The 25,288-nt window shown below is 59.9% G+C and carries 12 protein-coding genes; 5 read left to right on the top strand and 7 right to left on the bottom strand.

Annotated features, from left to right (window positions below):
* Positions 1-228: 228 nt before the first annotated feature.
* From NZ960_01295 to NZ960_01310, 4 genes are all read left to right on the top strand, one after another.
* The gene (locus NZ960_01295) at positions 229-558 is read left to right on the top strand and encodes an HU family DNA-binding protein (protein MCS7176254.1); all 330 of its coding nucleotides are present in this window, start codon (positions 229-231) and stop codon (positions 556-558) included.
* A 222-nt stretch (positions 559-780) separates the two neighbouring features.
* Positions 781-1,707 (top strand): aspartate carbamoyltransferase catalytic subunit, encoded by a 927-nt coding sequence (locus NZ960_01300; protein MCS7176255.1) that lies wholly within the window; start codon positions 781-783, stop codon positions 1,705-1,707.
* Positions 1,708-1,823: 116 nt separating this feature from the next.
* Positions 1,824-5,774 carry an immunoglobulin domain-containing protein gene (locus tag NZ960_01305; protein ID MCS7176256.1) on the top strand — a complete coding sequence of 1,317 codons (3,951 nt, stop codon included), beginning with the start codon at positions 1,824-1,826 and terminating at the stop codon, positions 5,772-5,774.
* 10 nt (positions 5,775-5,784) lie between these two features.
* Complete coding sequence (locus NZ960_01310) at positions 5,785-9,633, top strand: choice-of-anchor D domain-containing protein (protein ID MCS7176257.1); 3,849 nt, start codon at positions 5,785-5,787, stop codon at positions 9,631-9,633.
* Positions 9,634-9,642: 9 nt separating this feature from the next.
* Here the strand turns inward: NZ960_01310 and NZ960_01315 are convergent, their stop codons facing one another.
* Genes NZ960_01315 through NZ960_01330 form a run of 4 tightly spaced genes read right to left on the bottom strand, consistent with a single transcriptional unit; the run spans position 9,643 to position 14,555 of the window.
* The gene (locus NZ960_01315; GenBank protein MCS7176258.1) at positions 9,643-11,979 is read right to left on the bottom strand and encodes a hypothetical protein; all 2,337 of its coding nucleotides are present in this window, start codon (positions 11,977-11,979) and stop codon (positions 9,643-9,645) included.
* Positions 11,976-12,812: a hypothetical protein gene (locus NZ960_01320; protein ID MCS7176259.1), complete on the bottom strand. Its 837-nt coding sequence runs from the start codon at positions 12,810-12,812 to the stop codon at positions 11,976-11,978. The genes NZ960_01315 and NZ960_01320 overlap by 4 nt, the downstream gene beginning before the upstream one ends.
* Positions 12,813-12,840: 28 nt before the next feature.
* The gene (locus tag NZ960_01325) at positions 12,841-14,010 is read right to left on the bottom strand and encodes a hypothetical protein (GenBank protein MCS7176260.1); all 1,170 of its coding nucleotides are present in this window, start codon (positions 14,008-14,010) and stop codon (positions 12,841-12,843) included.
* The gene (locus NZ960_01330; protein MCS7176261.1) at positions 14,007-14,555 is read right to left on the bottom strand and encodes a hypothetical protein; all 549 of its coding nucleotides are present in this window, start codon (positions 14,553-14,555) and stop codon (positions 14,007-14,009) included. Before NZ960_01330 ends, NZ960_01325 begins: the two co-directional genes overlap by 4 nt.
* 305 nt (positions 14,556-14,860) lie before the next feature.
* Between NZ960_01330 and NZ960_01335 the strand changes: the two genes are divergently transcribed.
* On the top strand, positions 14,861-15,778 hold the full coding sequence (locus NZ960_01335; GenBank protein ID MCS7176262.1) for an Hsp33 family molecular chaperone HslO: 918 nt from the start codon (positions 14,861-14,863) through the stop codon (positions 15,776-15,778).
* On the opposite strand, the gene NZ960_01340 is transcribed toward NZ960_01335, so the two are convergent.
* Genes NZ960_01340 through NZ960_01350 form a run of 3 tightly spaced genes read right to left on the bottom strand, consistent with a single transcriptional unit; the run spans position 15,775 to position 25,234 of the window.
* Positions 15,775-17,835, bottom strand: a complete 2,061-nt coding sequence (locus NZ960_01340) for a peptidylprolyl isomerase (protein ID MCS7176263.1) — start codon at positions 17,833-17,835, stop codon at positions 15,775-15,777. The two genes, NZ960_01335 and NZ960_01340, sit on opposite strands and share 4 nt — an antisense overlap.
* A 46-nt stretch (positions 17,836-17,881) precedes the next feature.
* Positions 17,882-19,906, bottom strand: coding sequence for a hypothetical protein (locus NZ960_01345; GenBank protein MCS7176264.1), 2,025 nt, complete (start codon positions 19,904-19,906; stop codon positions 17,882-17,884).
* A 15-nt stretch (positions 19,907-19,921) separates the two neighbouring features.
* Positions 19,922-25,234, bottom strand: coding sequence for a hypothetical protein (locus tag NZ960_01350; GenBank protein ID MCS7176265.1), 5,313 nt, complete (start codon positions 25,232-25,234; stop codon positions 19,922-19,924).
* Between the last annotated feature and the right edge of the window lie 54 nt (positions 25,235-25,288).

Genomic DNA, 25,288 nt, shown 5'->3' on the forward strand with positions numbered 1-25,288 from the left:
GTTCTGCAGAAGGGGGCCGGGGATGGTATACTCTAGCAGCGTGGAGAGTAGTCGTGCAGGAGTGTCTGTTGGAAAAAGGCAGTGTTGGCGCGCCGTCTCAAGGAGTTGGGGGCAGGAATCCTTGTCGTAGAGCCGTTTTCAGGGTGATGCGAAGTTGCATTTGTGGATGATTTGTTGTATTTTAGTGACGCCGTTTGGGATATTGTGCCACAACTATGGGGTGGTTCCATGAACAAGGCGGAGTTAGTTGCGGCAATCGCTCAAAAGACCGGTTTATCTAAAGCGGTTGCCGAGAAGGCGCTCAAGGGCGTCGTGGATGCTGTGTCTGAGGCACTGGCTAAAGGTGAGTCGGTTGGGCTGGTGGGCTTTGGAACCTTTAGTGTGCAGCAGCGGGCAGCGCGGAGAGGGCGTAATCCGCGAACGGGTGCCCGCATTACTATCCCGGCGCGCAAGGTGCCGAAGTTTACACCTGGGAAGACGCTGCGGGAGCTGGTCAGCGGTCAGAAGAGGGCTGTAGCTCCAAAAGCAGCTGCGAAGAAGGCAGCGAAGAGAAAGTAGGCTCGGCAGCCCTTGAGCGTCAGAAGAAGGGCCGTCTCCCCTTAGGGGTGGCGGCCTTTTCTATGTCTTTGGGGCCATTCAGAGGTAGGATCCCCCAAGCAAGCGGCATTGTGCTTGGGCCTTTGAGGTGCGTCACTTAGAGAGGCTTGGTGGGATCATCAGGAGAGCTCTGCCGAGCTGAGTGCAGAGGCGAGAGATGTGCATAGCATTTTTTGGAGCATCATGGCGCCCGGCTTGCGGCAGCATCATCTACTGGGTATTTCTGAGTTGACGCGGGAAGAGGTTGAGCTCATCTTCCACCGTGCAGAGGCGTACCTGCCGTACTGTCGCTCTGCACAACATCGTTTGCCGGACCTACGTGGGAAGACCGTCGTGCTGGCCTTCTTTGAGCCTTCCACTCGAACGCGGGTAAGCTTTGAGTTGGCAGCAAGGCGTCTTTCGGCGGATGTTGTCTCGTTTCAAGCAGCTGCTAGCAGTCTAGCAAAGGGAGAGTCATTGCTCGATACGGTGCAGACTCTAGAAGCCATGGGAATCGACGCTCTAGTAGTCCGCCATCGGGCTTCGGGGGTCCCTTGGCTGCTGCGGCGCTTTCTGAGTTGCAGTATTATCAATGCAGGTGATGGCCAACACGAGCATCCTACACAGGCCCTTCTGGATGGCTTTACGCTCTGGAAGCACTTTGGGACTCTGCGGGGGCTACGAGTGTGTATCGTTGGGGACGTGCTGCATAGCCGGGTTGCCCGTTCCAACATCGCCCTTTTGCGGCTTTTTGGGGCTGAAGTTGCCGTCTGCGGTCCGGCGACGTTGCTGCCCCACAATGTGGAACGGGTCTGGGGGATTCGGTTATTTCGGGACTTGCGCGAAGCTGTAGAATGGGCCGACGTCCTCAACGTACTCCGCCTCCAGCGGGAACGGATGGAAAGCGGACTAGTGGCGAGCCTAGAGGAGTATCACCGCTTCTTCGGGATTACCGAGCAGGTCGTGGGGTGGAACCCTGCTGTACGGATTCTGCATCCCGGTCCGGTGAACTACGGTGTGGAGCTAGTTCCTGAGGTGGCTTTGGGGGCGAACTCTTACATCCGGCAGCAGGTCACGCACGGCGTAGCTATTCGGATGGCAGTGCTGTCGCTACTTCTGGGTGGCGGGTGATGTTATCACCCCGTTGCATTCGCCTGGGGATGCGGCGATGGTGAGTCTGGTATTTTTGCTCCTGACCCGTGGTATGTGCCATGTTTTGTCGCCAAAGGCCCATGAGAACGATCAGAATGACATGGGTACTCACCATCTGCCTCTGCCTCCAAGCGGCAGCGCAATCCAATCCGACCCCGTTTGACCTGTCGTCAGGTCACTACAGCTTAACAGAGTGGTCTCCTACGAGTCCAGCTGGTACGTACCCGCCGAACATGATCTTCCACCGAACGAATGTTCAGGATCCCCAGCTCGCCGACGAGATGGTAGCAGATTACACAGGGGCATACAACCTTACGAGCGGAACACGTATCAATGGCCTTGGGGCCGATGGCTTTTCGTTCCTCAACACTGCTACGAATGGCAATCTTGGCGCAGCGGTCTTAGCGCTGAACACCACGGGACGAGTCAACATCCAGGTAACCTGGACCGGCGGCACGGTAGCGACGGGGGCACGCGAATATCGGATTCGGCTGCAGTACCGGATTGGTACGACGGGTAGCTTTACTGACGTCCTCGTCGGAGGCCAGCCAGTGGAGTACGTAGCCAGTCAGACAGCGGGGCATTCGCAGACGTTTGGCCCGATTACGCTACCAGCAGCCGTGGAGAATCAACCCGTGGTGCAGCTTCGGTGGAAATACTACTACGTGCCGCCGGCAACGGGAACGCGCCCACAGTTGCGCGTAGATGACATCTTCGTGACGAGCGTCCCTGCAGCGGGGCTGCCGACACGGCTGTCCATCACAGAGATCGTGCCATCTACGCCCTCAGCCCACACCCCTTTCTCCGTCACTGTGCGGGCTGAAGATGACAACGGCATCCCGCGGAACGTTACGCAGAACACTACAGTAGTGCTCTCGGTGGCTACGGGAACGGGAACATTGAGCGGAACGCTCACGGGCGTTATCTCGGCTGGGACGAATACAGTCGTGATCTCTGGGGTTCGGTACTCAGTAGCGGAATCGGGCGTGCGGCTGCGGGCGAGCCGTACGGCGGGACAGCTCCTCGCTGATGGTGTCAGCGCACCATTTACAGTCCTACCGCGGGCGTCTCATTTAGCCATCACTGCGGCACCAACTGTAGGGTATGCAGGTGTTCCGCTACCGCCGCTCACGGTGGAGGCTCGCCGGCCTGACGGTACTGTAGACCCTAACTACCCGGAGGTGCTGACGGTGACGAAGGTCTCAGGCCCGGGTACCCTGAGTGGAACGCTTTCCAGGACGCCGACGAACGGGGTAGCAAGCTTCACAGACCTGGTACTCGATCAGCCGGGGACATACGTTCTGAGAGTTTCCTCTCCGGACCTACCGGCAGTGCAGACGGCGCCGTTCACCGTACTGCCGTTACCCCAGATGAGTGAGCTCATCGTGCCACAGTACATGAAGTCACTCAGCGCCACGTTGCGGCTTCCCACGTGGGCGTTGGTGGAGCTGACGGATTTGCAGCCTAACACGACATACCGCTACTTTGCCGGTGGTGATACTTCGACAACTACCACGGGGGTGGGGGCGGGGATCACCATCTTCTACGATGCCATACGCGACAGCTTCTACTACAACCCGTTGCGTTCGCTGACTACCCCAGGCCAATACTCTGTCTTCCGCACTGGGCCGGGGCAGACCAGCGTACGGCTGTGGTTGAACCTAATCCCAAGTACCAACATCCGCTTTGCGGAGGGCAACCGGATCTACTGGCTTCTGTTCCTGGGCGACAGCGTAGGCAACTTAATCCGTCGCTTCAGTGGTACGCTCTTCATGCGGACACTGGAATTCGGCAGCGAGCCGTCCCGGGCCACTGGCTTAGCAGATCGGCGCAGTTGTGTGCTGCCGAAGCGTATCCTCTGCTTCTACGACAATGAAGCGGGGACAGGGCGTCCAATCGCCACAGCAATGGTGCAAGATGAAGGACTCTTGCTGCCTGGTGGAGCGCCATTCTATGCAGCTCTAGATTCCGTCCGTGGCGCGTGGGCAACACTCATCCCGAACACTCTGCCAACGGGGATCCGACGGATCGAGGAGCGCCGGTTTGAGGATGGAGCCTTGGTGAACTACTGGACTTCTCCCGACGGGCGATGGCTGAACGTCTCCACGGTCAATCCCTCTGGCGGCTCAGCGAATCCAATCTACATTGAGACGCCATGCCTTCGGATCGTAGAGCCGTCGTCGGGTGCGCAGTGGTGTGGCGGGAACGTGCATCAGATCCGATGGGAGGCGCGCGGGGTAAGGACAGTGCGGATAGAGTTGTCGCGCGATAGTGGGCGTACCTATCAGGTCATTGCGACTGGCGTTCTGGCGGCAGCTGGGAGTTTTGCCTGGAGTGTGCCTGACACGGAGAGTGTGGGGACCGTCTACCGGATTCGCGTAGTAGATGAAGCCCGTCCGTGGTATGCTGATACCAGCGCACTCTTCACAATCAATGCTCCCCCGCGTATTCTGGAACAGCCCCGATCGGTGCTGGTGTGCATAGGCGGGCCGATAGAGCTACGCTTGAGAGCTACGGGTACGGGCCTTCGCTTCCAGTGGTACCGAGAAGGCAAGCCGATTCCAGGGGCGACTTTCCCCATCCTTCGGATTCAGGAGTCGGCCTATGAGCTGGGAGGAGCTTATTGGTGTGTAGTTACGGGGGTCGGGACGTGCCCGCCGGAGACCTCTGCAATAGCCTACGTCTATGTGGTTGGGCCGACACGCATCACGCAGCAGCCAACAGACCAGGCCGTTCCTCTTGGCGAGACGGTCTACTTGAGGGTGGAAGCTGAGGTAGTGGATGGCCGCTACCAGTGGCGCCGTGGTGGTGTTCCGTTACGAGAGAGCGACAGGATCACGGGGGTAAACTCGTCGCTGCTGACGATTCGCCGTGTCCAGCCATCGGACACGTTGGGGACCTACGACGTTGTCGTGATCGGACGGTGCGGGCGTGACAGTTCTCGGCCCGTCCGAATTACACTGCTGCGCGTCAGCTTCGCGGAGCAGCCCCGCGGGGGTAACATCTGTGCTGGGGATGTCCTTCGATTGCGCGGCTTGGCTATCTCTGTGCCCTCAGGGTTGCCAATCCGCTACCAGTGGTTCAAGGATGGGGTACCACTGCGTGACGGTGGCCGCATCAGTGGTGCAACCACCGAGGAACTCCGGATCTTCCCTGTGCTGACTAGTGACTCCGGAACCTACCAGCTCCATGCTGCGATTGAGGGTGCTGAAGCCTTCTCGGCACCAGCACTTGTGGATGTGCTGGAAGCTCCTACAGCCCAGGCAGAGTTAACACTGCCGAACAGCCTCTGCCGAGGCGATGTGCTGACCTTCACACTCCGACAGCCAGGGAAGAGGCTTCGGTACGTTCTGCTCTGCAATGGACGTCCCGTGACGGGTCCACGGCCTGTTGGACAGCCAGTGGCTGTGCTCATCACTGACACCACCGTCGGAGAATACCGCTACGTCGTCTTCAACGAGTGTGGTTCGGATACGTCGCTACCAGTAGAGGTTGGGCTCAAGCCTGACACCCGAGTTACCCAACAGCCCCAGCGGCAAGTCACAGTCGTGGAAGGGAGTCCGCTCGTGCTGAGCGTCGCTGCTGTGGGGAGTGGAACGTTGCAGTACCAGTGGTACCGAAACGGACAGCCGATTCCCGGCGGAACCTCTGCGACGCTGACGATTCCGGCTGTGCAGCGCCGCGACTCTGGTGCTTACTACTGTGCCGTTCGCGGCGAATGTGGGATTGCACTCTCTGACACTGCCCGGGTAGTCGTGCAGCCAGTTGGGATCAGCGAGGAAACAGCAGAGACGGAGTTCCAGGTTGCGGTAGTGACGCAGCCGGTGCAGCAAGAGGTCACGGTCCGAGTGTGGAATCCTCACGGCATCCGCATTCGGCTGGTGCTCCTCTCCAACCTTGGGCAAACGCTCTGGAATGGCGAGGTTACGCAGGCCGGTGAACGGCTCCTGGCTGTTCCTGTACAGCAGCTCGCCAGTGGTGTGGTGTGGTTTGTCGCTGAGGCGGAAGGACAGTATCAGCGAGTGCCGGTACTGATTGTGCGCTGATGGAGGAGTGATGGGCTGGCGGCTGTATCTGGCCATCGTTGTAGCTGCTGTTACAACGGGTGGTCATCCGTTGAAGTCACAGACGCCACCAATCATTGTCAGCGAGTACTTCAACACCAGCCCGTTGCCGGTGGAGGAGTGGACGGAGCTCCTCGTGCTTGCCGACACGTTGGATCTGCGTGGTTACGTGCTGACCGACAACAACCAGACACAGACTCAGCAGCAGGGGGGTGTCCGCTTTCGGAATGTGCCGCTCTGGAGCCGCTTGCGGGCTGGTACCATCATCGTCATCAACCACCGGGGCTCCCAAGTGGTGGACGCTGACCCGCGCGACGGCTACATCGAGATAGGAGCCCAGAACACGACGTACTTCGAGCAGATCCGGCTGGACAACAACCCTGGCCTGACGTGGGAGGATGTCGCACTCAACGTAGCGCTGCAGGGGGATATTTTGCAAGTGCTGGACCCCCAGGGGCGGCACGTGCATGCCTTGGGGCATCGGGATGTGCCCGGACCCTTCTTTGATTCGCTCCCGCCACCAAAGGTACACCACAACGGTCCATGCCCAAATCCTGGTAGCGTTCGGGTAGTTCCTGGACTGTCCACAGCGGCATACGCGTCCGGCTCAGGGATAGACTCCACAGCAGCACAAACGGAGGACGTCACGAAAGGGCTTCCCAACCAGAGTCCACGACACCGTGACCTCAATCAGTTACTATGGCGTCGGGTTCGGCAGCCGCGCTGGAATGCTCCGGCATTCCAGAGGACTGAGTTGACCACTGCTGGAGTAGTGCTGGAGTGGTCTGCAGCGGAAGATGCTTATCCGCAGGATAGCCTGCAAGGGTACATCGTCGTGCGCGATACTGTCGGGCGACGGAGTGTGCCCGAAGACGGGCGGACGTATGCCGTAGGCGAGCGGATCGGGACAGGGATCGTTGTGGCACAGACCCTAGGTGCTACCCGGCGGGCTGTGGATACGTTCCCCTTCCCCTGCGGAGCTCGCCTGACGTACCATGTCTACGCCTTTCGCTACTGGACCGATAACCGCTTAGGGAATGCCCCAGGGGCTACATTGGCTCGGGGCCGTTCGTATGCGGAAGAGAGCTATGCTGAGGCCACGGTAGAGAAGCCGCTTCCACCAGTGCCGCAGGTGCGTGCCTCTGCCCGAGAAGTCTGTGAAGGCGACAGCATTGTGCTATGGGTAGAGAATGCCGATACGGCGGCGTATCGGTACCAGTGGACACTCAATGGGGTGCAGCTCGTTGGGGCAACGGAGCCACGGCTCGTTGTCCGTACCAGCGGACGATATGCCGTGCAGGCGCGGACAGCACTGGGGTGTGTGACTTCGGCAGAGATTGAGGTACGCGTCCACCCACGGCCTCGGCTCTGGGTAGCGGTAGAGGGTGACTCGCTTCTCTGTCCCGGAGACACGGCGGTGCTGCGTGCTTCAGGAGCGTGGCGGTATCGGTGGTACTACGAAGGGACACCCGTCGACTCCAGCCCAGTCCTGCGGACAACCCGGCCAGGGCGCTACTGGGTAACGGGCTGGAGCGAGGCGGGCTGCATAGGAACTTCTGGGGTCATTGAGCTGAAGCTGCGGCGGGTTGAGCTTGTGGCGGATTCTGCCGTGCTGGATTTCGGAGTCTTAGGTGCGTGCGAGAGCGTCCGAGAGCGCACGGTTCGGCTGACGAACAGGGGGAATGTTCCCGTACTACTGTTTCGTCCCTCGTTGCCCTCGGGGTTTGCGATCGTTGGGCAGAGCTTTCCGGCAGAAGTGCCGGTCGGACAGTCGCTGACCCTTCGCGTACGCTTTGCCCCACCACGCGGTGGGAGCTATGGTGGGGTCGTTCGGTTCCTCACCCTCCCATGCTCGGCCGTTGTGGAACTGTCAGTGCGCGGAGAACGGCAGCCTGGGATTGCCAGCTTTGGAATGGCCGAACTCTCGTTTGGTACGGAGGCCCTCTGTCAGGCTCGTCCGCGGGATACGACGGTGTGGCTGTACAACCAGAGTGGAACGCAGCTGACAGCAGAAGCAGCCCAGGTTGGTACTCCATTTCAGCTTCTCGGTCCAGCCTTCCCCGTGGAGCTCGCTGCCGGAGACAGCATCGCTTTGCGGCTTCGCTATACTCCAGTGATTGGAACCCACGCGCAGGAGCTGGCTGTGGCCGTCAGAGCTGGGCAATGCCAGGATACGGTCCGGGTAAGTCTGACGGCGACAGCAGCGCTGCCTCAAGTGCGTCTCTCGGCCTCCCAGATAGAGCTTCCGGCGCTGCGGGGCTGCCAGGTGGTGGCGGAAACGAGCTTGGTGGTGAGCAACGTAGGCATCCTTCCAGCACGTGTAGAAGTACTGCCTGCGGTGGGTATATCGGTCTTCGGGATGCCGGCAGAGCTACAGCCCTCTGAGAGCCGGACGGTACGCCTACGGGTGGTGCCTCCGGGACAGGGACTGTTCCAGACGGAGGCTTCCTTCGTCGTGAGCCCCTGTGGGGATACCCTGCGCGTCCCGATCCGTGTCCTTGTCGAGGGGGTCACAGCAGGCTTGACTGTCAGCGGGGTTGATTTTGGGACCGCCGTGTGGTGTGGAAGTCTGGATACTGTAGAGCAGGCGGTTGAATTCCGCACCAACGCTCGCGACGTAAGGCTTGTTGGGTACGAACTCGTTGGGGATGCAGAAGCCTTCTCGGTGGAGTGGTCTGCTGGGACACTCCTTGCCGACGGGCAGTCCATCCACGTGCGCTTCCATCCCAGGCGAGAGGGACGGTACCGAGCAGAGCTGGAGTATCGGCTGCAGGTAGATACCTGTGTGCTCATCCAGCGCCTGACGCTGCAGGGAGCTGCACAGGCCGTTGGGTATGAGCTCAGTGCCGATGCTACTGATTTCGGGCAAGTTAGCCTCGGGCAGCGGGGCCAGCGGACATTGCGAATTCGGAATCCGAATCCCTTCCCCATCGTGTTGAGCGCTGTGGAGGGCATCGTACCACCATTCGGGCTTGAAGCCCCTCCTCGGCTCCCCGATACCCTCGCTGGCGGAGAGGAACGCTGGCTGCGGCTCTTCTACGCTCCCGCGCAAGCTCCGCGGCGAGATACTCTCCAGCTGCTGCTCCGATGGGCGGAACCCTGTGATACAGCACTACAGCTCACCTTCATTGGAGAGGCCGTGGAAGCGGCAGTCCGTCCAGCGCGGCTGTGGCTGGGGATGCCGGTCTTGCGAGCCAAACCAGGCGAGCAAGTGGTCATTCCTATCAGTGCGGTCCTGGAGGACAGTGGGGCTACAGTGGCCGTGAGCTTCCTCAGACTTCGGCTCCGGTATGACTGGCGGCTCTATGCAGTGCAGCACGTGGAGGGGGCTTCTACTCTGCGATGGCGAGAGCAGCGCCCGGGCGAGCTCCTCGTAGAGGCGGACTTTCCCGAAGGCCTACTGCAGGAAGTCCCTTTCCGTGTCGTTGGCAAGGCGCTATGGCATCCCCAGATTCAGACGCCGTTGGAGCTACTCAGTGATAGCATTCGTGCTACTCGACTGGTCCTGCTCTCCACCCGGGCCGGGATGTTAGTAGTGGATAGCCTCTGCCTTGCTCAGCAGCGTCGCTTCGGCACCGGAGCAGCGACCTCAATCTGGGTAGAGCGAGATGGCGATTGCCTGAGGCTCGTTCTCTTGCTTGGCTCGGACGAGGGGGCTGACATGAGGGTTGTAGACCTCTTCGGTCGCGAAGTGTTCCGGTGGCGTGCCGACAGTGGACGTGCTGGGCAGCGGGTAGAATTCAGGCTCCCATGCACACAGATGGCGTCCGGGATCTACACAGCGGTTGTTAGGCAGCCTGACAGCCCACCGAGAGCAGTGCGTTTCCTCTGGATGCCGTGAGTCCTCCTGTCACGGAGCGCAGCACGGAGGCCTGCGGAGGAGGGGTCCCTGGTACTCTACTACGTCTGCAAAGAGGTCTATCCGGCGGACTACGTCCAGTTCGTAGTAGTCATCAACCCGCTCAGCTGTGTACGCAGGTCTTCTGGGGATCACAGTGGGGTCGTACTGTCGCCCTTCGGCGAGGAAGATGATAGGCGTCTGGCGGATGCGGCGCTGGAACTCCTCTACGGACTCTGTATCCGTTGGCAACAGGATCTGCCCGTTCCTTCGGAGGGCAGTGAAGAGACTGTCCTCCTGAAGGCGCTGGAGAAGCTCGCGGAAACCGAAGAAAGCGCGGAGCTTAGAGAGGGTGTCATTGTCACGTCCCACAAGGCTTGCACCAGGCAGGACGACAATCGGGTAGAGCCGAATCTGGCCTGAAGCGGAGTCGTAGGAGCCGCCAATGTAGCTTACTACCTCACTGCCGCGGTAGTCTCCACGAATGATCGGGCGGAAGTCGCTGTAGGCAGCTAACGTGATGATGAGCTTCGCCTGTCCGTTCCGCCGAGCGTTGTAGTCCAGGAATCGGGGGATGATGATGCGGGTAATGCTATCGGCCAGGAGCCGAAGGTTTCGCTCAACAATCCGGGCAAAGAAGGCGTACTCAGAGACACGCTTCTCATAACGTCGCTCTCGCCGCATCCGGAGGGCAGCCGGCTGGACGTACTGGTAGCCGAAGTACTGATTGTCCGGGTGGAGCTCGATGAAGCCGGCATCCTCATACGCTCGGGTTCGAAAGAGAAGTAGGTGGCGTCGGAGGTTCGCCGGGGTGTTGACTTCCCAGAAGGCCGTCTGGTAGTATGGCACACTACGCCGCAAAGGGTCTCTGAGCATCTCAGAGAAGATCCAGGAGCACTGCGGGGGAGTGTACCAGGCGGGGAAGACCCAGACGGTGTCAGAAATGATAGTGTCAGCGGTAATCCCAGCAATCATGAAGCTGCCGGTCCTGCTCCGCTGGGAGAGTGCGAGGCGCTGCCGCGTCGGCGTCCCATCGGCGTCAGTGTAGAAGGTCAGCATTCGCTCTGGGCGTTCGCACGTTAGGGAGTCGTACAGGGAGCCGCCAGCGGCGCTGTAGGGTTTGCTTGGGGCGAGCTCAAAGGTTGCTCGTTGAGCGGTGCGCCGTTCTATGACACGTCCAGAGCCATCGCGTAGCTCCAAGACAGGCTGGGGGACCGGACGAGAGGGGACCTCGGCATCCAGTATGACGATGGAGTAGGTGATCCGAGGCGGCCGGCACTCGAGGACGACGGGGAAAGCGTACAGGTCGATGCCACCAACGTTGCGGATAGAGCGCTGCGGCGAGTGGGGACTGGGCCGTGGCGAGGTATCCCGGTCTGAGGCGAAAAAGAGCCACCGCAGCGAGTCTGGAGTTGCATGCGGGTAAGGGATAGCAGGAGAGAGCTCTGCAGCACGGGTGTTGATCGTGTCTTCTCCCTTCGGGAAAGCCCGCACTGTGCGGACTGCCAGACGTTGGCGAGCGAAGTCCACGTCGAGCTCAGCGATGTAGAGGTCGAAGTCCCCCGTCCGATTGCTGGTGAAGAGGAGGCGTGGACGGTACTCTGGGCAGAAGAGGAATGGGAAGTACTCCTGCGCGGGGGTGTTAACACTGCTGCCTCCAGGGACTTCTGCGAGGTTGCGGGCAGGTGTCCAGCGCCCGCCAACGCGGAAGGCGTAGTAGAGGTCCGCGTTCCCCCAGAGTGTGTCCCCATTCGGAAGCACGGAGAAGGCGTTTGCGAAGGGCCTACTCCACCCACGTTCTGGTGAGGGCGAAGGGACCATGCGATCGGAGGCGAAGATAAGGAGGACCGTGTCTCCACGGGCTCCGATCGTGGGCTGGGCATCCCAGGCTGGTGAGTTGATGGTATCTCCTAACGGGAATGCACGCCAGGTCCCGCCAACGAAGATGAAGCCGAAGAGGTCCATTCCGCCGGAGACGGGAGCTTCAGGCGTGATTGCCCGCTGAGCTGCTGCAATCCCCTCCGTTGGAGAGATGAAAGCAGCCGTCCCCTCGTTTGCAGGCAGGCTCGTCAGCCAGCGCCCAAAACCGGAGGAGTCCAGTAGCGGTGGTTGGAACTGTGGGGAAGGGGTGCTGAGCGCGATAGCGGCAGACCAGAGGTCCTCTGAACCTCGGCGGCTCGATGTGAAGAAGAGCTCGTTTGGGGCGATGGGCCGGAAGCTAGGGGCAAAGTCTGCTGCGGGAGAGTTCACGGGCTCCAAGTTCCCACGTGGACGCTCGAAGCGTGAAGGCGTGGAGCACCCCCACCATAGCGCGACAAGGAGTACTACGGAATGGAGCAAGTGTCTCATGGCGTCCGGCACCCCTCTACTGTGAGCACTTGCGCGAACTTGATTGTGACGCGGTTCAGGTTCGGTGGAAGCGTCCCAGGACGGATGTCTTCGATGAGCACAGCGAACTCCGCTCCACTCTTTGCCCGGTAGTAGTAGACCTCGCCGATACGGACCCGGATGTCTAAAGCAGGCTGGAGGAATGAGCTTAAGAGCTGGACGATGTCCAGTGGCACGGGGACGGTCCCTGTGACATCATTGCCCTGGGCATCCAGTACACGGAGCACAACATCGTCCGTGGCTCGCTGGGTCGGTAGCCCTCTCCCGAAGAGCGAGGCCGAACGGGCCGCTGCGTTCAACTGCCCCAGACGAGCTCGGAGGTAGTTGACGAAGTCCTCTGCACTGGCCGAGAGGAGTGGATCGGGGAGGCGCTCAATCCAGCCAGCAACGCGGATCCATGCCTCTGGCGGGTTGGTTGTGGGGTCTACCTCCACCACCATCCAGTCCCCCTGCATAGTCCAGTTTGGAGGGCGGACCGTGACGGCTTGGGCCGTATACGTCTGGCCCTGGTCCACGAAGCTCTGCTGCCCTAAGACTAAGAGCTGTCCTAAGGCAATGCGATCGTCGTTCGGCAGTGATCCGGAGCTGGCCGGTGTAGAGGGGAAGAGGAAGGTGTGGATGGAGTACGTCGGCACGGGTACACCCCGTGCGGCATCCCAGCGGGGGTCAAACTGCGTAATCGTGGCCTCTCGAACCCTGACGTCCGAGAAGGGATCGGGCTGCAGCTCCGGACAGGTACAGGAGAGGCTCAGCACGAGCAAGGAGCTCAGCATAGTGATAGTGCGGATGTGCATGATCTCCTCACTCCGCAAAGGGACTTCCTCAGAACGTGACGCCGACGCGGAAGAGCCAGGCATTGAGCCGCCGGCTGGAGGGCACATTCTGGAAGCCGAGCAGGTTGGTCTCTTCACCAATCGCAATCGAGCGCCAAGCAACGTCTGCAGCAAGGTCAATCCAAGGGGTCAGCGTAATCTCGACCCCAGCTCCCAAGCCCCAAGTGATAGGTAGGCTGAAATCTACCTGTGGCAGCCGTCCGGAAGCCTCTAGATCGCGGAGGAAGCGGACGCATTTGCTACAGTCTTGTCGCTGCGACAGCCAGAAGCGCGCCATCCGAAGCGTTAGACGGTCCAGGCTAGCGCCGAGCTGTGCGAAGAGATAAGGTCGTATGCATCCACTGACAGGGGCGGTGGAACCAATAGCTTCCTCTATCTGGGCCGAGATCTCTTGGGGGCCATGCATCGGGTCGAAGATAAACCGCTTCTGTGTCTCCCGCCGTACTCGGTGGTTGCCGATCTGGTACCGGACATGGAGGAGCGTTAGCGGACGCCGAAGTAGCTCGCTGCGGAAGGAGTTGTACACAGGAATCCCAGAGCTGTAGAGGAGCCCAATTCCCCACTCGCGGTAGGTTCCTAAGCGTACTCCTGCGGCTACCTCGCCGAGGTAGCGGAGTCGGCCTATGCGGCTGTCGCGGGTGGGAACGTCGCTGTAGAGAGCCGCCGTGCCTCGGAGTTCGAGGAAGTACCATCCAAAAGCCCGCTCCGGACAGCGAATAGTCAGCCCTGGGAGCTCTACGCCCAGCGGTAGACAATCGCACTCACGGGCACGCACGGGGATGGAACGGATTCTGGGGATGCGTTCGGTGACGGCATAGGTTTCCACGATGTCCCAGCCACCGTAGCGGCTCGTGTCCAGCCCAAAGCGGAGGGCAATGTTCTGAAGCTGCACTACTGGGACTTGCCAAAATTGGGGACGCTCACCTTCCGTCTCAGCGGGTCGGAAGAGCAGGATTGTATCATGCCCACCGCGAGGGTTTGGGCGGATCTGGAGTTCTACGGCCGTCCCTCGGACGAAGAAACCGCCGTAGAGCGTGTCCTGGAGTGCATTGCGCCACTGGGAGACGAACTCTGGTCGGATGCGGAGGATGTCGTCGTACTGTGGTGGGCGAGTACATCCAAGGAGTAGTACGGCAGCAACCCAGTACCAGTGCTTCATAGCCCCAACCGGAAGTGAAGTCCAACAAGCCAACTGCGGACGATTGGACGGGCTTCATCCCGCAGGAGGATATTCCACAGTGCATACTGCCCCGAGGCTTCCAGGAACCACGAGCAGCAAGGATCAGAGAAGGGGAAGACAATCCCAGCGCCGATAGCCGTTCCCAGTCCAGCAGGCAAGGCACCGTCGCGGGCATTGATGCCGTTAGCAAGGAGCCCGACGTGGGCATACAGTGGTACCTGGGTAGGATGCCATGGGAAGAAGCGGAGGGCAGCTTCAAGGCTAACGACCTCTTCGTACTTCGGGGGTAGCGGGCGGTGCCGGATCTCGCCAGAGTCGCGCATCTGCAGCCGATAGTAGTGGACGCCTACAAGTCCCCACAACTGGCAGTACTGCCGAGAGCCCAGCACGAGACTGCTGCCGTAACCGATTCGGACCGCATCGTTGACCTCCCTGTACGGTATCCACACTGTAGGACCGATCCCCGTGAAGTTGAGCTGGGCAATTGCGGGAAGGCTCAGTAAGCAGACGAGAAGCAACCTCATTTGCTTTGCCCATCTGTTGTTGACCTGACTTGCGCAGAGATGGGCGTCCGATAAGCTACCGTCGCCCAGTGCCTACATGAGCCCTCTGCCCTCGGGTGACGAGGATAGCTCGTACAGGCAGTGTTGTACCATAAGACCTGCCGCAAAAATACGCTCCATATGCAGCCCTGTGATCGTCGGAGCCAGAATGTTAGCGTGACAGAATTGCAACGAGTTGTGACATTCTAAACACGCCGTTCCAAGAAGACACGCCAGGCTTGATGCAGCCGTCTTAGTAACTATTGTGTCACAGTCATCAGCTTGTGATGGCGAGTTTAGCTGAACTCAAGCAACAATTCCGACAGCGTGATCGGGTCATCCGGGCACTAACCGTTGACGGTGCTTTTCGTGGGGTCGTGGTCAAGAACACCGTCGTAGCGCAGACAGCGCAGTCCCGGCATGGGTTGGAACCCGTTGGAGCTCGCCTGCTGGCGCAGGCTCTGGCGAGCGCCTCTCTCTTGGCCTCGTTCCTCAAAGGGGAGGAGCGTATCATAGTGGAGGCCGAGGGGGATGGGCCAGTCGCTGTCGTTGCGGCCGAAGCACTGCAAGTCGGAGAGGTACGGGGCTACGTCCGCTATGCCACCGAGCGGTCCGATGGCCTGCCACTAGCGGCGCATCCGTATCCCCTAGGGCGGCACGGTCTCTTCCGCGTGGTACGTATCCTCTACAACCACGTTGAGCCAGTCGTCAGCGTCGTGGAGCTCCAGCAAGGGGATATCGCTGCGAACTTGGAGTACTACTTTGAGCAATCGGAACAGATCCTGACGGCTGTTCGGTTCGACGTTGCTTTCACTCCCGATGGCAAAATCAGCGCTTCAGCAGGGTTACTGGTGCAGACGATGCCCGGAGCTGCGGCCCATGTCATCCTCACCGTAGAACGTCGCCTGCAGGAGCTCCCTCCGCTGGCGGAGCTACTTACCGCTGGCGTTGCTCCGGAGGAGATTCTGAGCCGTGTCCTCCCGGAGACTTTCATGGTGCTCAACAACACGCCGATTGACTTCTTCTGCCGCTGCTCTCTAGAGCGCTTCAAAGAGCTCTTGGCGACACTGACCTACGAGGAGGTCAGCGAAATGCAACGCTTAGGGCAGAATGAGTTGGTCTGCCAGTACTGCAGCGAGCGCTACCAGCTACGGGATAGCGACTTTGCTGAGGTCCTCCAGCGGATTCGAGCACGCATGAATTAGCGTCGGCGTGCCAAGCCCCAGATAGCAGCGAGCGCTGCGGTGTTGATCTTGACGGGGAAACGCTGGCGTAGGCGCTCTAACCACTGTTCCGTCAAGCGCTGCTGCTGGAGCTCCTGGAAGGCTGGAGCGAAGTCTGGGATAGCCTCTTCAAAGCCCTTCTGTCGTGGGGGCTCGTAGTCGTTGATCCGGAGCAGGACGAAGCCGTTCTCGTATGGCAGGGGGCCTATGATATCACCTTTCTTTGCCTGCTGCTGCTCTGCAAGGGCGGCGAGCTTGTTCTGCTTGGGTGTGAGCTTGCCCCAGTGCCCTTTCTTCTCTCGGTAGCCAGGGCGCTGAGTATACTGTTCAGCTAGCTTTGCAAAATCCGCACCTGCATCGAGCTGAGCCCGGAGTGTTCGGGCAAGAGAGTCGGAAGTGACGTAGATTTCGCTGAGGTCGTAGACAGGTTCGGTGTAGTAGCGGTGCTTCGTGGTGTCGTAGTAAGCCCGAGCAGCTACGGTGTCAAAGCGGCTGAGCTTGCTCCAGACCTCTTGGTCCTCGACGCGGAATAAGAGGAGTCCATCCCGGAACTCCCGGAGTAGGCGAGCGAACTCAGGGTCCTGGCGCTCGAGGCCACGGCTAAGGTAATCCACGATTGCCGGGGTCGTGGCCCGTTGGACCGTTTGTAGGAGGTTTGCGGAGCGCAGAGGAAGGGTACGGTAGAAGGGCTGTGAGAGGGTGTCGATGAGATGCCGCACGGTAACGGGTTGGAGATGACGACAGAGGTAGATCGGCTGGTCGAGCAGTGCTGTCGGGATGCGGGTAGCCCAAGCGGTGTCAGAGGGGTTGTTCGTTGTATCAATGGAGCTGACGAAGGCTTGGTAGACAGGTGTGTTCCATTGACAGCCCCAGGCTGTGCGAACCGAGTCCAGAAAGCGCTGGCGGTCCTCCTCGAAGTAGAGCCGGCGGTAGAGTCGCCGAAGAGTCTCGCGTTCCTCCTCTACCGCGTAGCGCTTCGTCGAGTCGCGGCGGATGATATGGACACCGAAGCTTGTGACGGTAACCGTTAGGCCTCCATCGGGGATGGAGAAGAGCGCGTTCTCGAACTCCGGGAGCAGGCGGCTGGGGATGTTCTCGAAGCCTAGTGAGCGAGTGTACCAGCTTCCGAAGCTCCCGCCACGCTCGGCCGTGACATTGTCAATGGAGTTCTGGCGAGCTATCTCAGCGAAGTCTGCTCCGGACCGAAGGAGCTGTAGTAGCGAGTCAGCTTTAGCTAAAGCTGCAGCCGTATCTCCGTTAACGATAGGCAGAAGGATGTGCCGCGCCAATACGGCAACTCGGGGCTCTCGTTGCAAGAGCTTGACGACAAAGTAGCCGTGGCGGGTACGAATAGGGGCTGGGTAGAACTGCCCGGGCTTGAGTTGGTATGCCACGTCCTCAATTGGCCGGAGCACCATCCCGCCGGTAATGAAAGGGAGGATACCGCCTTGCTGGGCCGTTTCGCGATCGTCGGAGGAGTCCCGGGCGAGAGTCTCGAATGGCACCCCTTGCTGCAGTAGGGCAATGGCTCGCTTTGCCCTCTCGTATGCAGGCAAGGTGTCCTGGTCAAAGTTCTGTGAGAAGAGCATGATTGCCAGCCGCAGCTCCGACTGGCGGCGCCGTAGGAGCTCTTCGACAGCGGGTTCGACAAGGCGCTTGTCGAAGAAGTACGTCTCGGCCAGCAGACGACGGTGGTTCTCAAACTCCCGCAGGAATGCGGAATCTTTGTCCAGTCCGCGGGAGAGAGCATCCAGGACTTTCAGGCGATAGTTGATGTAGAGCCGCAGGAAGGACTCGACGCTATCGCGCGGGACTTCGTAGAGTCGGGTGTGTTGGCGGGCGGTATTCCGACGGTATGCTTGCTCGAGCTCTCGGTATGTGATCTTCTCTGGGCCGACGGTAGCAAGCTCTTGCTGTTCGATCCGAGAGATGTGGATAGTCCGGGCTTTGGTCTTTTTAGGAACGACCTGCTGGGCTGCTATGCAGAGGGTACTGCTGGTGGCCGCCACGACTATCCATAGCCCGTACCGGAGACCCATGGCAGAGCCCTTTAGGAAGCACAGTTAGACACGCAGGCCCACAAAATTACGGGGTAATAGTAGCGGCGGTGGAGGGGGCACTCCAATTGCCGGTGGTCAAGCTGCGGAGTCGGAGGCGGTAGTAGTAGAGCTGTCCACGTCGAACGGCTGTGTCCAGAAAGCGCCGCTGGGCGATTGGGAGTAGGGGCGTGATTGGCGTAAAGCGCTCCCCGTCGGTGCTCCGTTCTACGATGATGGCAGCGTCTGAGGAGGCGACTTCTCGCCAAACGATGACGACACCCTCTGGAGTAGCGTAGACGGAATCGAGAGTGGGGGGCGCAGGGGGACGGGTGCTGTATGCTTGCCCGGCAATGCGCCCTGATGGCATGGAGAGGTTGAAGGCGCTGTCGATTGCAACGAGCTCATACCAGTATATCCGCCCAGGCTCAACGAGGGAGTCTCGGTACTCTCGAGCCGTTCCTTCTATCGGCTCACCCCCGTTGAGCGTGATAGGGGACTTGAGGGTATCTTCGTACCGATTGAGCCAAAAGCCTAGGAGATCACTGGCAGCACCGATTTGCCAGCGGAGTCGGATAGCGCCGTCCTCTGCGACTGCCTCTGTGAAGTACGGAGATGGTGGGGGCACGATGTCAGGCAGGAGTACCAGTACTGCAGGCGTCCAGTCGCTACGGTTTCCGCGGCGGTCGACAGCACGGACTCGGTACCAGAAGGTCGTGCGCCCGGCTTCGGGGGTAAGGATGTCCGTGAACGTGGTGTCTTCCAGGATGTGGGTGCTCACGAGCGTAAACTCATCTATGGGTGAAAGGGCGCGTGCGACCTCATAGCCCCAGACGTCTTGAGCCATGCTACGGGTCCATACGAGGCGAGCCTTCCCAACTTCGCCGTAGCCCATGAAGTACCGTGGAGGTGGCGGCGGGATAACGTCGGGCACTGGTACGATGTGGGGGAGTGAGAGATCGCTCTCTTCCCCCTCTTCGGTGACGGTAGTGACTGCGTACGCGACGTGCTCGGCGGGGAGTTCCCCAGGCCAGTCTACGATCCTGCGGACATCTGCTGGTAGGGGGTGCGGGGTCAAGCGGACTCGGGCGGTATCCATGCCAAACGGCCATCGGTAAACGTGGTAGCCGGCAGCGCGGTAATCCTGCGAGGCCTCCCAGACGATAATGATGCTGTCCCCCTCGGGCCGAGCAACAACACCGTAGGGAGCTAAGATTGGGCGGGCATCTCGGGCCACGACAGCAACGGGTTCGCTCCAGGGCCCTTCGTGTCCGAAGACGTCCACAGCGCTGACCCGGTAGCGGTAGAGTTTGCCTTTCTCCAGTCCTTCCACATCGGCGTAGAGGTACTCAGCAGGAAGGTTCTCGTCTATCCAGAGCGTGATGATAGGGTCTTCAGTCATGCGAATGAATCCTGTATCCCCTGGTGCTTGGCGCCAGACATGGTAGCCCCAGATGCCCCGTGCTTTCCCACCCTTGAAGTCCCAGAGGAGCCGGATACGGAGGCTATCGACAGCCTTTCCTTGCAGGTTCTTTGGAGGCTCTGGAAGCTCTCGGGACCCCGCCAGTACGTCCAAGACCTCCGCAACGACGGAGTCACCAATGGCAACAGCGTAATCGTAGCGCCGTCCACTCCGGGCAGTCGTGTCGTGATACGTAGTGCCAAGGACCGGAGCAACGCGAGGGAAGTCGTCGATCAACATCTCCTGCAGCAGTCCCAGGAGCTCGCGGCGGACGGAGTCTGGCTCTCGCGGGTCGGCAGCGGCTGTGATGATAAGCTCAACTGTGTCGAGCCATCCAGGGGAGGCATCGGCCGGTGCATACGGCATCCATTGGGTCCTCGGGAGTCGGCGTGTGACCGCCAACGGCTCATAGACATTCTTGCGGCTCTCACGGCGTAGAATTCGGTACTCTGCGGGCAGGGGGCGATCTAGAGGGAGGGTCCACGCTAGGCGGATACCCACACTATCGCCCTTCGCCCAGAAGAAGAGTCGGGGCTGCGGCCGTGCAGCTATTGTGCTGCAGAGGAAGACCCCCACTGTGGCGCCGAGCCAGAAGGCCCTTCCCTTCCCCATCCCTAAGTTCCCCGACTACTCTGCCTCAGTAATGGGACTCGGAATGTGCAAGCAATCTGATGGAGGCTGACACTGTGCGCAACCGGCCTGCGGACCCGTATCTACACAGTTGTCAGTGTGGTTACTCTCCGTGAACGGTAGCCGCGGCAGAATTCGAATACTCCACCCTTGGAGGTCCGGCTCTATGGGGATGGTAACGGGAATGGTTACGCTGCCTCCTGGTAGGAGGGTCTGAGGCAGATGCCATACCGAGCGGATTTCTGTCACTGTTCCCCTAACATTCTTGCGGACAATGATGCGGAAGGGGGTGCCGGCGAAGAGTTTCTGAGCTCCTGTGTTCTCTAGTACAACTGTGTCCGTGTAGGGAATGTTCGTGCCACCCACAGCAGCCGGAGCATACCATGCGTCATCGCCCGGGGCAAGAGAGGACCAGCGGAGTCGAGTAGAGAGTCGGAGCTGTAGCTCTGCTGCCGAAGGCTGGCGAGTCCATGTCCAGCGATCGAGTTCCAGCGGAAGCCCCTCCAGGAGTCGGTTGGCCGTGTCAGGACGCGGTGCTGTAGAACCCGCCTTCTTAGCGTTGAGGAGTGTAAAGTGGAAGGTGTTGGGGCGGATTGGTGAGATGACCATGTTGGTTGCTATGGGTTGGAACTCGAGCGTATCCAGCTCTAATTGAACTCCGAGGGCTGCTCCTGAACTGGCTGGACGGACGGCTCGGATGGGAGGAGTTGGGGGACCACGCCATTCGTACGTGCGTCCAACACCGTCGCGGATACGGAGCCAGATGTCACGACCAAACTGGAGTGGGGATATGAATTCTAGTCCCCGTAAGGCGTTGTAGAGGGCTATGAAGGCTGGAGTTCGCTGGGCGCTGGTATCTCGGATGGGGCCTATGGAGGAGCTGACTTCAAACTGCATCTCGCTGGGAGCTCCAGTAGTAAATGGCAGCGTATCGCGAGAGCGGGTAATGTATGCTTCGGTGCCGTTTGGGTTCCGTGCCCAGAAGTCCCCCTCTATGATGAGCCGATACGGTGTGTTCGGTAGTAGCACGGTTGCGAAGGAGGAGCCGCCGATCTGGAGGAGTGGAACAAGGGAAAGGGAATCGACGTGCAGGTGTTGTTGAATGCTAACCTGGCGTGGGGTGCCAAACCCCAGATCCCACAGGGATACAGCAAGATTGCGAATTTGCCACTGTCGGAGTCCTGAACCTCCGCTGCTCCAACTGCCGTTGGCAGGCGCTCCCAGTTTAACCCACAGCCGTTGAGTAATGCTAACGCCAGTCTGGCCCCGACCAGGAGAGGATGTGATGACAAGAGCTGGAGGCTGTTGCTCGCTGACGTTGTTGTTTGCCCATTGCTGGCGTTCGTTTGCGAGCCCAGAGCACGAGAGGGCTTCTGCCTGGTTGGCGAGCGGACCGCCTTTCTTAGCTCCCTCTCGGTTGTTCCAGCGTCCGTATCCATAGTATCCGTAGTCAGCGGAGATCGTCAGCTGGTGGAGTTTGGGGAGACAGACCTGCCGTCCAGCAACAGTGAAGCATGTCCGTGGGATGCTGATCTGTCCATCGAAGACCCCGCGAGCGCGCAGCTCTATGGATACTTGGCGGCAATCTTGAACATCTTTGTTACAATCGTCGTTTTTGCGGCAGTGGCTCCAGTGTTTGCTTAGGTCCACCCAGTTACCGGAACCACAGTAGTACCCCTGGAGATGGTCCGCTGCCTGAGTCCCTCGCCATCCTTTCCAGCTGGGCCAGCCGGACTGATCGAAGGTTAGCGACAATCCTAGCCCACCACCGAGCTTTGCCCGGCCAGTGTAGTTGTTTCCACTCCGCTGGAAGCGGAAGTAGTAGTAGCCACAGAATCCGGTACTGAACTCTACCCCAAAGTGGAAAGGAACTGAGGCTCTAGCAACTTCGAGCTTAACTCCGACAACACCAGCGCCTCGGAAATTGCCCTGGAACTCGCCCTCTGTTGGGCAGAGGCGGACATAGAGCCCCCATAGGCTGGCGTAGGCTTTTGCCACTACTTCAGCCCCGAGGATGTCTGTGCCGATGTTCGCATCCAGATCGGCTAAGATCCAGTTCCGGTCTGGAGAAGGGCCAACATGGAAGCAGGAACTGCCTGGCTGGATCTGTGTGGAGAAACCCGCAGAGAAGAGCTGAATCCTGGATAACCGGACGCTAGCTCCTCCGCTCAGCGAGATTGGGGGCTGGAGGCGTCCGCCGTTAATTGCCATCGTAGCGTTAGCACTGCCTTCCACAACTCGCAGCGCGGGGATGATCACGACCCCTCCGTCTATCGCTAGTTGTGTAGAGCTCCCAAAGGCGATGGTGCCGGTGACAGTGAGTCGGTAGAACTGCAGCGAACCGTCGGCGAAGATAAGCCCGCCACGGAGCATCAAGCCGGTGTGAGGATCAGGCACCAGTGGCGGCGGAGGTACGATCCCATTCGTCTCGCTGATTTGGTTGCGGTTGACGTTATCCAGTTTGACATGCCAACCAGCTCCTAGAAGGCCACCGACCAGGTGGAAAGCCCCGGGTACGATGGGAACACCACCAGGCACCACCACGGCTCCCTGAACAAACCAGAACTTGTACGGCGATGGCGAGCTAACCGAGCCCAGTGCGAAATCCACTTGGGCCTCCACTCCGCCCAGGCATGTAAAGCTCCCGCTCAGAGTCCCTTGGAGACCTTTCGCTTGAACAGAGCCAGAGCCCGAGCCATAGGTGATGTCTCCCCAGCGTAGCTCGCCGCGGATAGAGAAGGAGCCAGAGATGGAGACGTCGATCCCAGAGCCCTCACTAGTCATGCAGAGGTTGTCGTAGATTCGCAGCCGGCGGACACGGACTCCATTTCCTCCGCCAGGTAGTCCTGAGTTGGCGTTGATGCTAATGCCGCCGCTGAGGCCAACCCACCATCGCTTCTGCGGGCTACTGCAGGAGCCCGTCGTAGGCTGGTGGTAGCCAAGCCCTACCTCTTGCACCTGAATGTCAATGCCGCCGACAGATAGATTTGCCCAATTGCTGACATTGAGCCACCCCTCGGTCCCCTCTAGTTCAACGCGCCCGTCGTTCCAGATGCGGAGGCCGTTGAACGTTACAGAGTTCGTGCCATCAGCCGGTGCATGGAGGCGAACGTTGACGAACTCCAAGTACCCGGAGCTCGGACCCACCTTGACGAGCCGAGCATTCTGGAGGATGAGTCGAGCATAGGTGCCAAAGTCTAGCCGGATGTTCCCATAGATGTCCAGCGAACCCGTCCAGTTCCAACTGGCATCGCACGTGAACCGGATGTAGAGGCTATCTAACTGTGTCCAACCAGCCGGCTTGCTAAGTCCAGGGGGGAGCAATAGCAGTCCGCGGAGGGCAAATTCGCTAAAGGTACCCCGACACCACCGCGCGGTGAGGGTATCTAGGCGAATACGGAAGCCAGCAAACCGGATGGTGTCTCGGACCTTTACGCGAGCGTTGAGGCTGAGCTTGAGCTGCCCACCGACATCTTCTGCAACGACATTCCGTGCCAGGAAGTCCGCTGTATCGTTGTCCCCAATCGGCACGGAGAGCTGAAGGCTTGGAATCCAGAGGCCTCGCCAGTTAGGTGAGCTCCAGTCCGGGAAGGTACACCCGCCTCCAGGGGGGAAACCCGTCGGATTAGCTGTCTGCGCAATGTCTAGCACTAACGTGTCTAGGCTAATTCGCAGCGGTGTGCCGACTACTTGGGCGCGGATTCGGTGCACGATTGTGACGAGGAAGTCTGCGCCCCCACGGTCCAGTCGCAGGTAGAAGTAAGCGTTTGCAGGAGGATTGAGGCACTGGAGCTGTAAAGTGCCGCCAACGGTGAGGTGGCCTCTGAAGTTGCGGGGTGGGAGGGTATCGAAGCTGGCGTCGATCAAGATGGAGTCAAAGCGGACATGGAAGCACTGTCCAAGGAGCATCCCCGCTCCGCTACATTCCCAGGCTGTAGGAATCTTGATGCGAAGGGGTGGCAAGCCAGTCAGCTTTACGGGTTGCCAACTCAGCTCTACTGAATCGCGTCCTCGGCAGGTGAGGCCGGAGCCTGTCCAATCGATGCTGAGGCGCGCTCGTACCTCGGCCATTGTGGCGGTGAACTTCCACTCTAGGATTTTAAGCACATGCTGGGCAGCCGCCACCCCGCTCTGGAGTAGCCGCTGTTTTACGGCAGAGGAGGTGAGGGTGCCACCGTGTAGACTTGGTAGGCCGAGGCTCGTGATAGTCAGGCTCTTAAAGGGAACTACCAAGGTGTCGCCCAGCCAGGGGATATAGATGTAGCCGGTATCGGGCCCGATGGTGCACGATGACCCCCTGCGGCAGAGCACTGGAGTGTGGAGGCGCATGATAAAGCCTCCACCCAGCCGGATATGAGTGATAAGGACTGTGTCTGGGCCGATAACTCTTCCGGTGCGTGGAGCGCTACCTCCATCCTCTTGGGAGGCATCTTTAGCTGGAGGTGTAGGCGGAGTTGTCGGGGGAGCTTCTCGCGCCGCTGGACCGGCCATGGGCGGATAGAAGAGGAAAATCGAACTCTTGCCATCGTTCCGAGCGGCGGGACGCCCATCAGGAGTCAATGCTTGCACCTGCCAGACAAAGCCCTGGGCATCTGGGTAGAGCGAGAAGCTGGGGGCTGTTGGAGGATACCTCAGCGTCGTTGTCGAGAGAAGCTGCTCGTAGACAGGGGTGTTCCGCTCCAAGGCAGAACGACGGTCTTGCCCAGCGTAGAGCGGGGCAATACGGAGCCGGTAGACAACTGGCCCTACGAGAGGTCGCGGGGGTGTCCATATGAAGAGCGGCGTCAAAGAGGAGAGGCGAGTGGTATCTTCAGGGGCAAGGAGCACTGGAGGGTCGGGCGATACTACGCGTGCTACTGCACAGGTCCGTCCTGTTATGACAATTGGACGGAAGTCCCTATCTAAGAGCCGGACGCAGAACTCGTATACACCTTCAGGCAGGAGACCGGTAACGAGGACCTGCTCTTCGATGCCAGCCTCGATCTCTGTTGCTTCATAGTTGATAATTTCAGAACCAGTAAGGGTCAACGTCGTCGGCCCAGCCGGGATCGCAATGCGGGGTTGGCGAGGGTGGCCATCCTTGGAGCGAGCTACAACTCTCTGCGTCTGCGCATCCCGCAGCTCAAAGCTAATCACAGCATTTGGGTAGCTTGGCGTTGGGGAGGAAGAAGAGATGAGCACTCGAATGAGCGTTGGATCCTCTTGCCAGGCTGAGATCGCTGCCGGCAGCGGATCGCGGAGGAGGACGGTGAGACTGAGCTGCTGGGCCGCCACAGGGATGGCGCATACAAGAGCTATCAACCAGTGCATTGTGGAGTTCCTCTCTTGGTCCTACCTGGACTACACCCTCCCCTGCGTTCGCAG

The organism is Candidatus Kapaibacterium sp., assembly GCA_025059875.1.
In the GTDB taxonomy this organism is placed as follows: Bacteria; Bacteroidota; Ignavibacteria; order Kapaibacteriales; family HRBIN21; genus HRBIN21.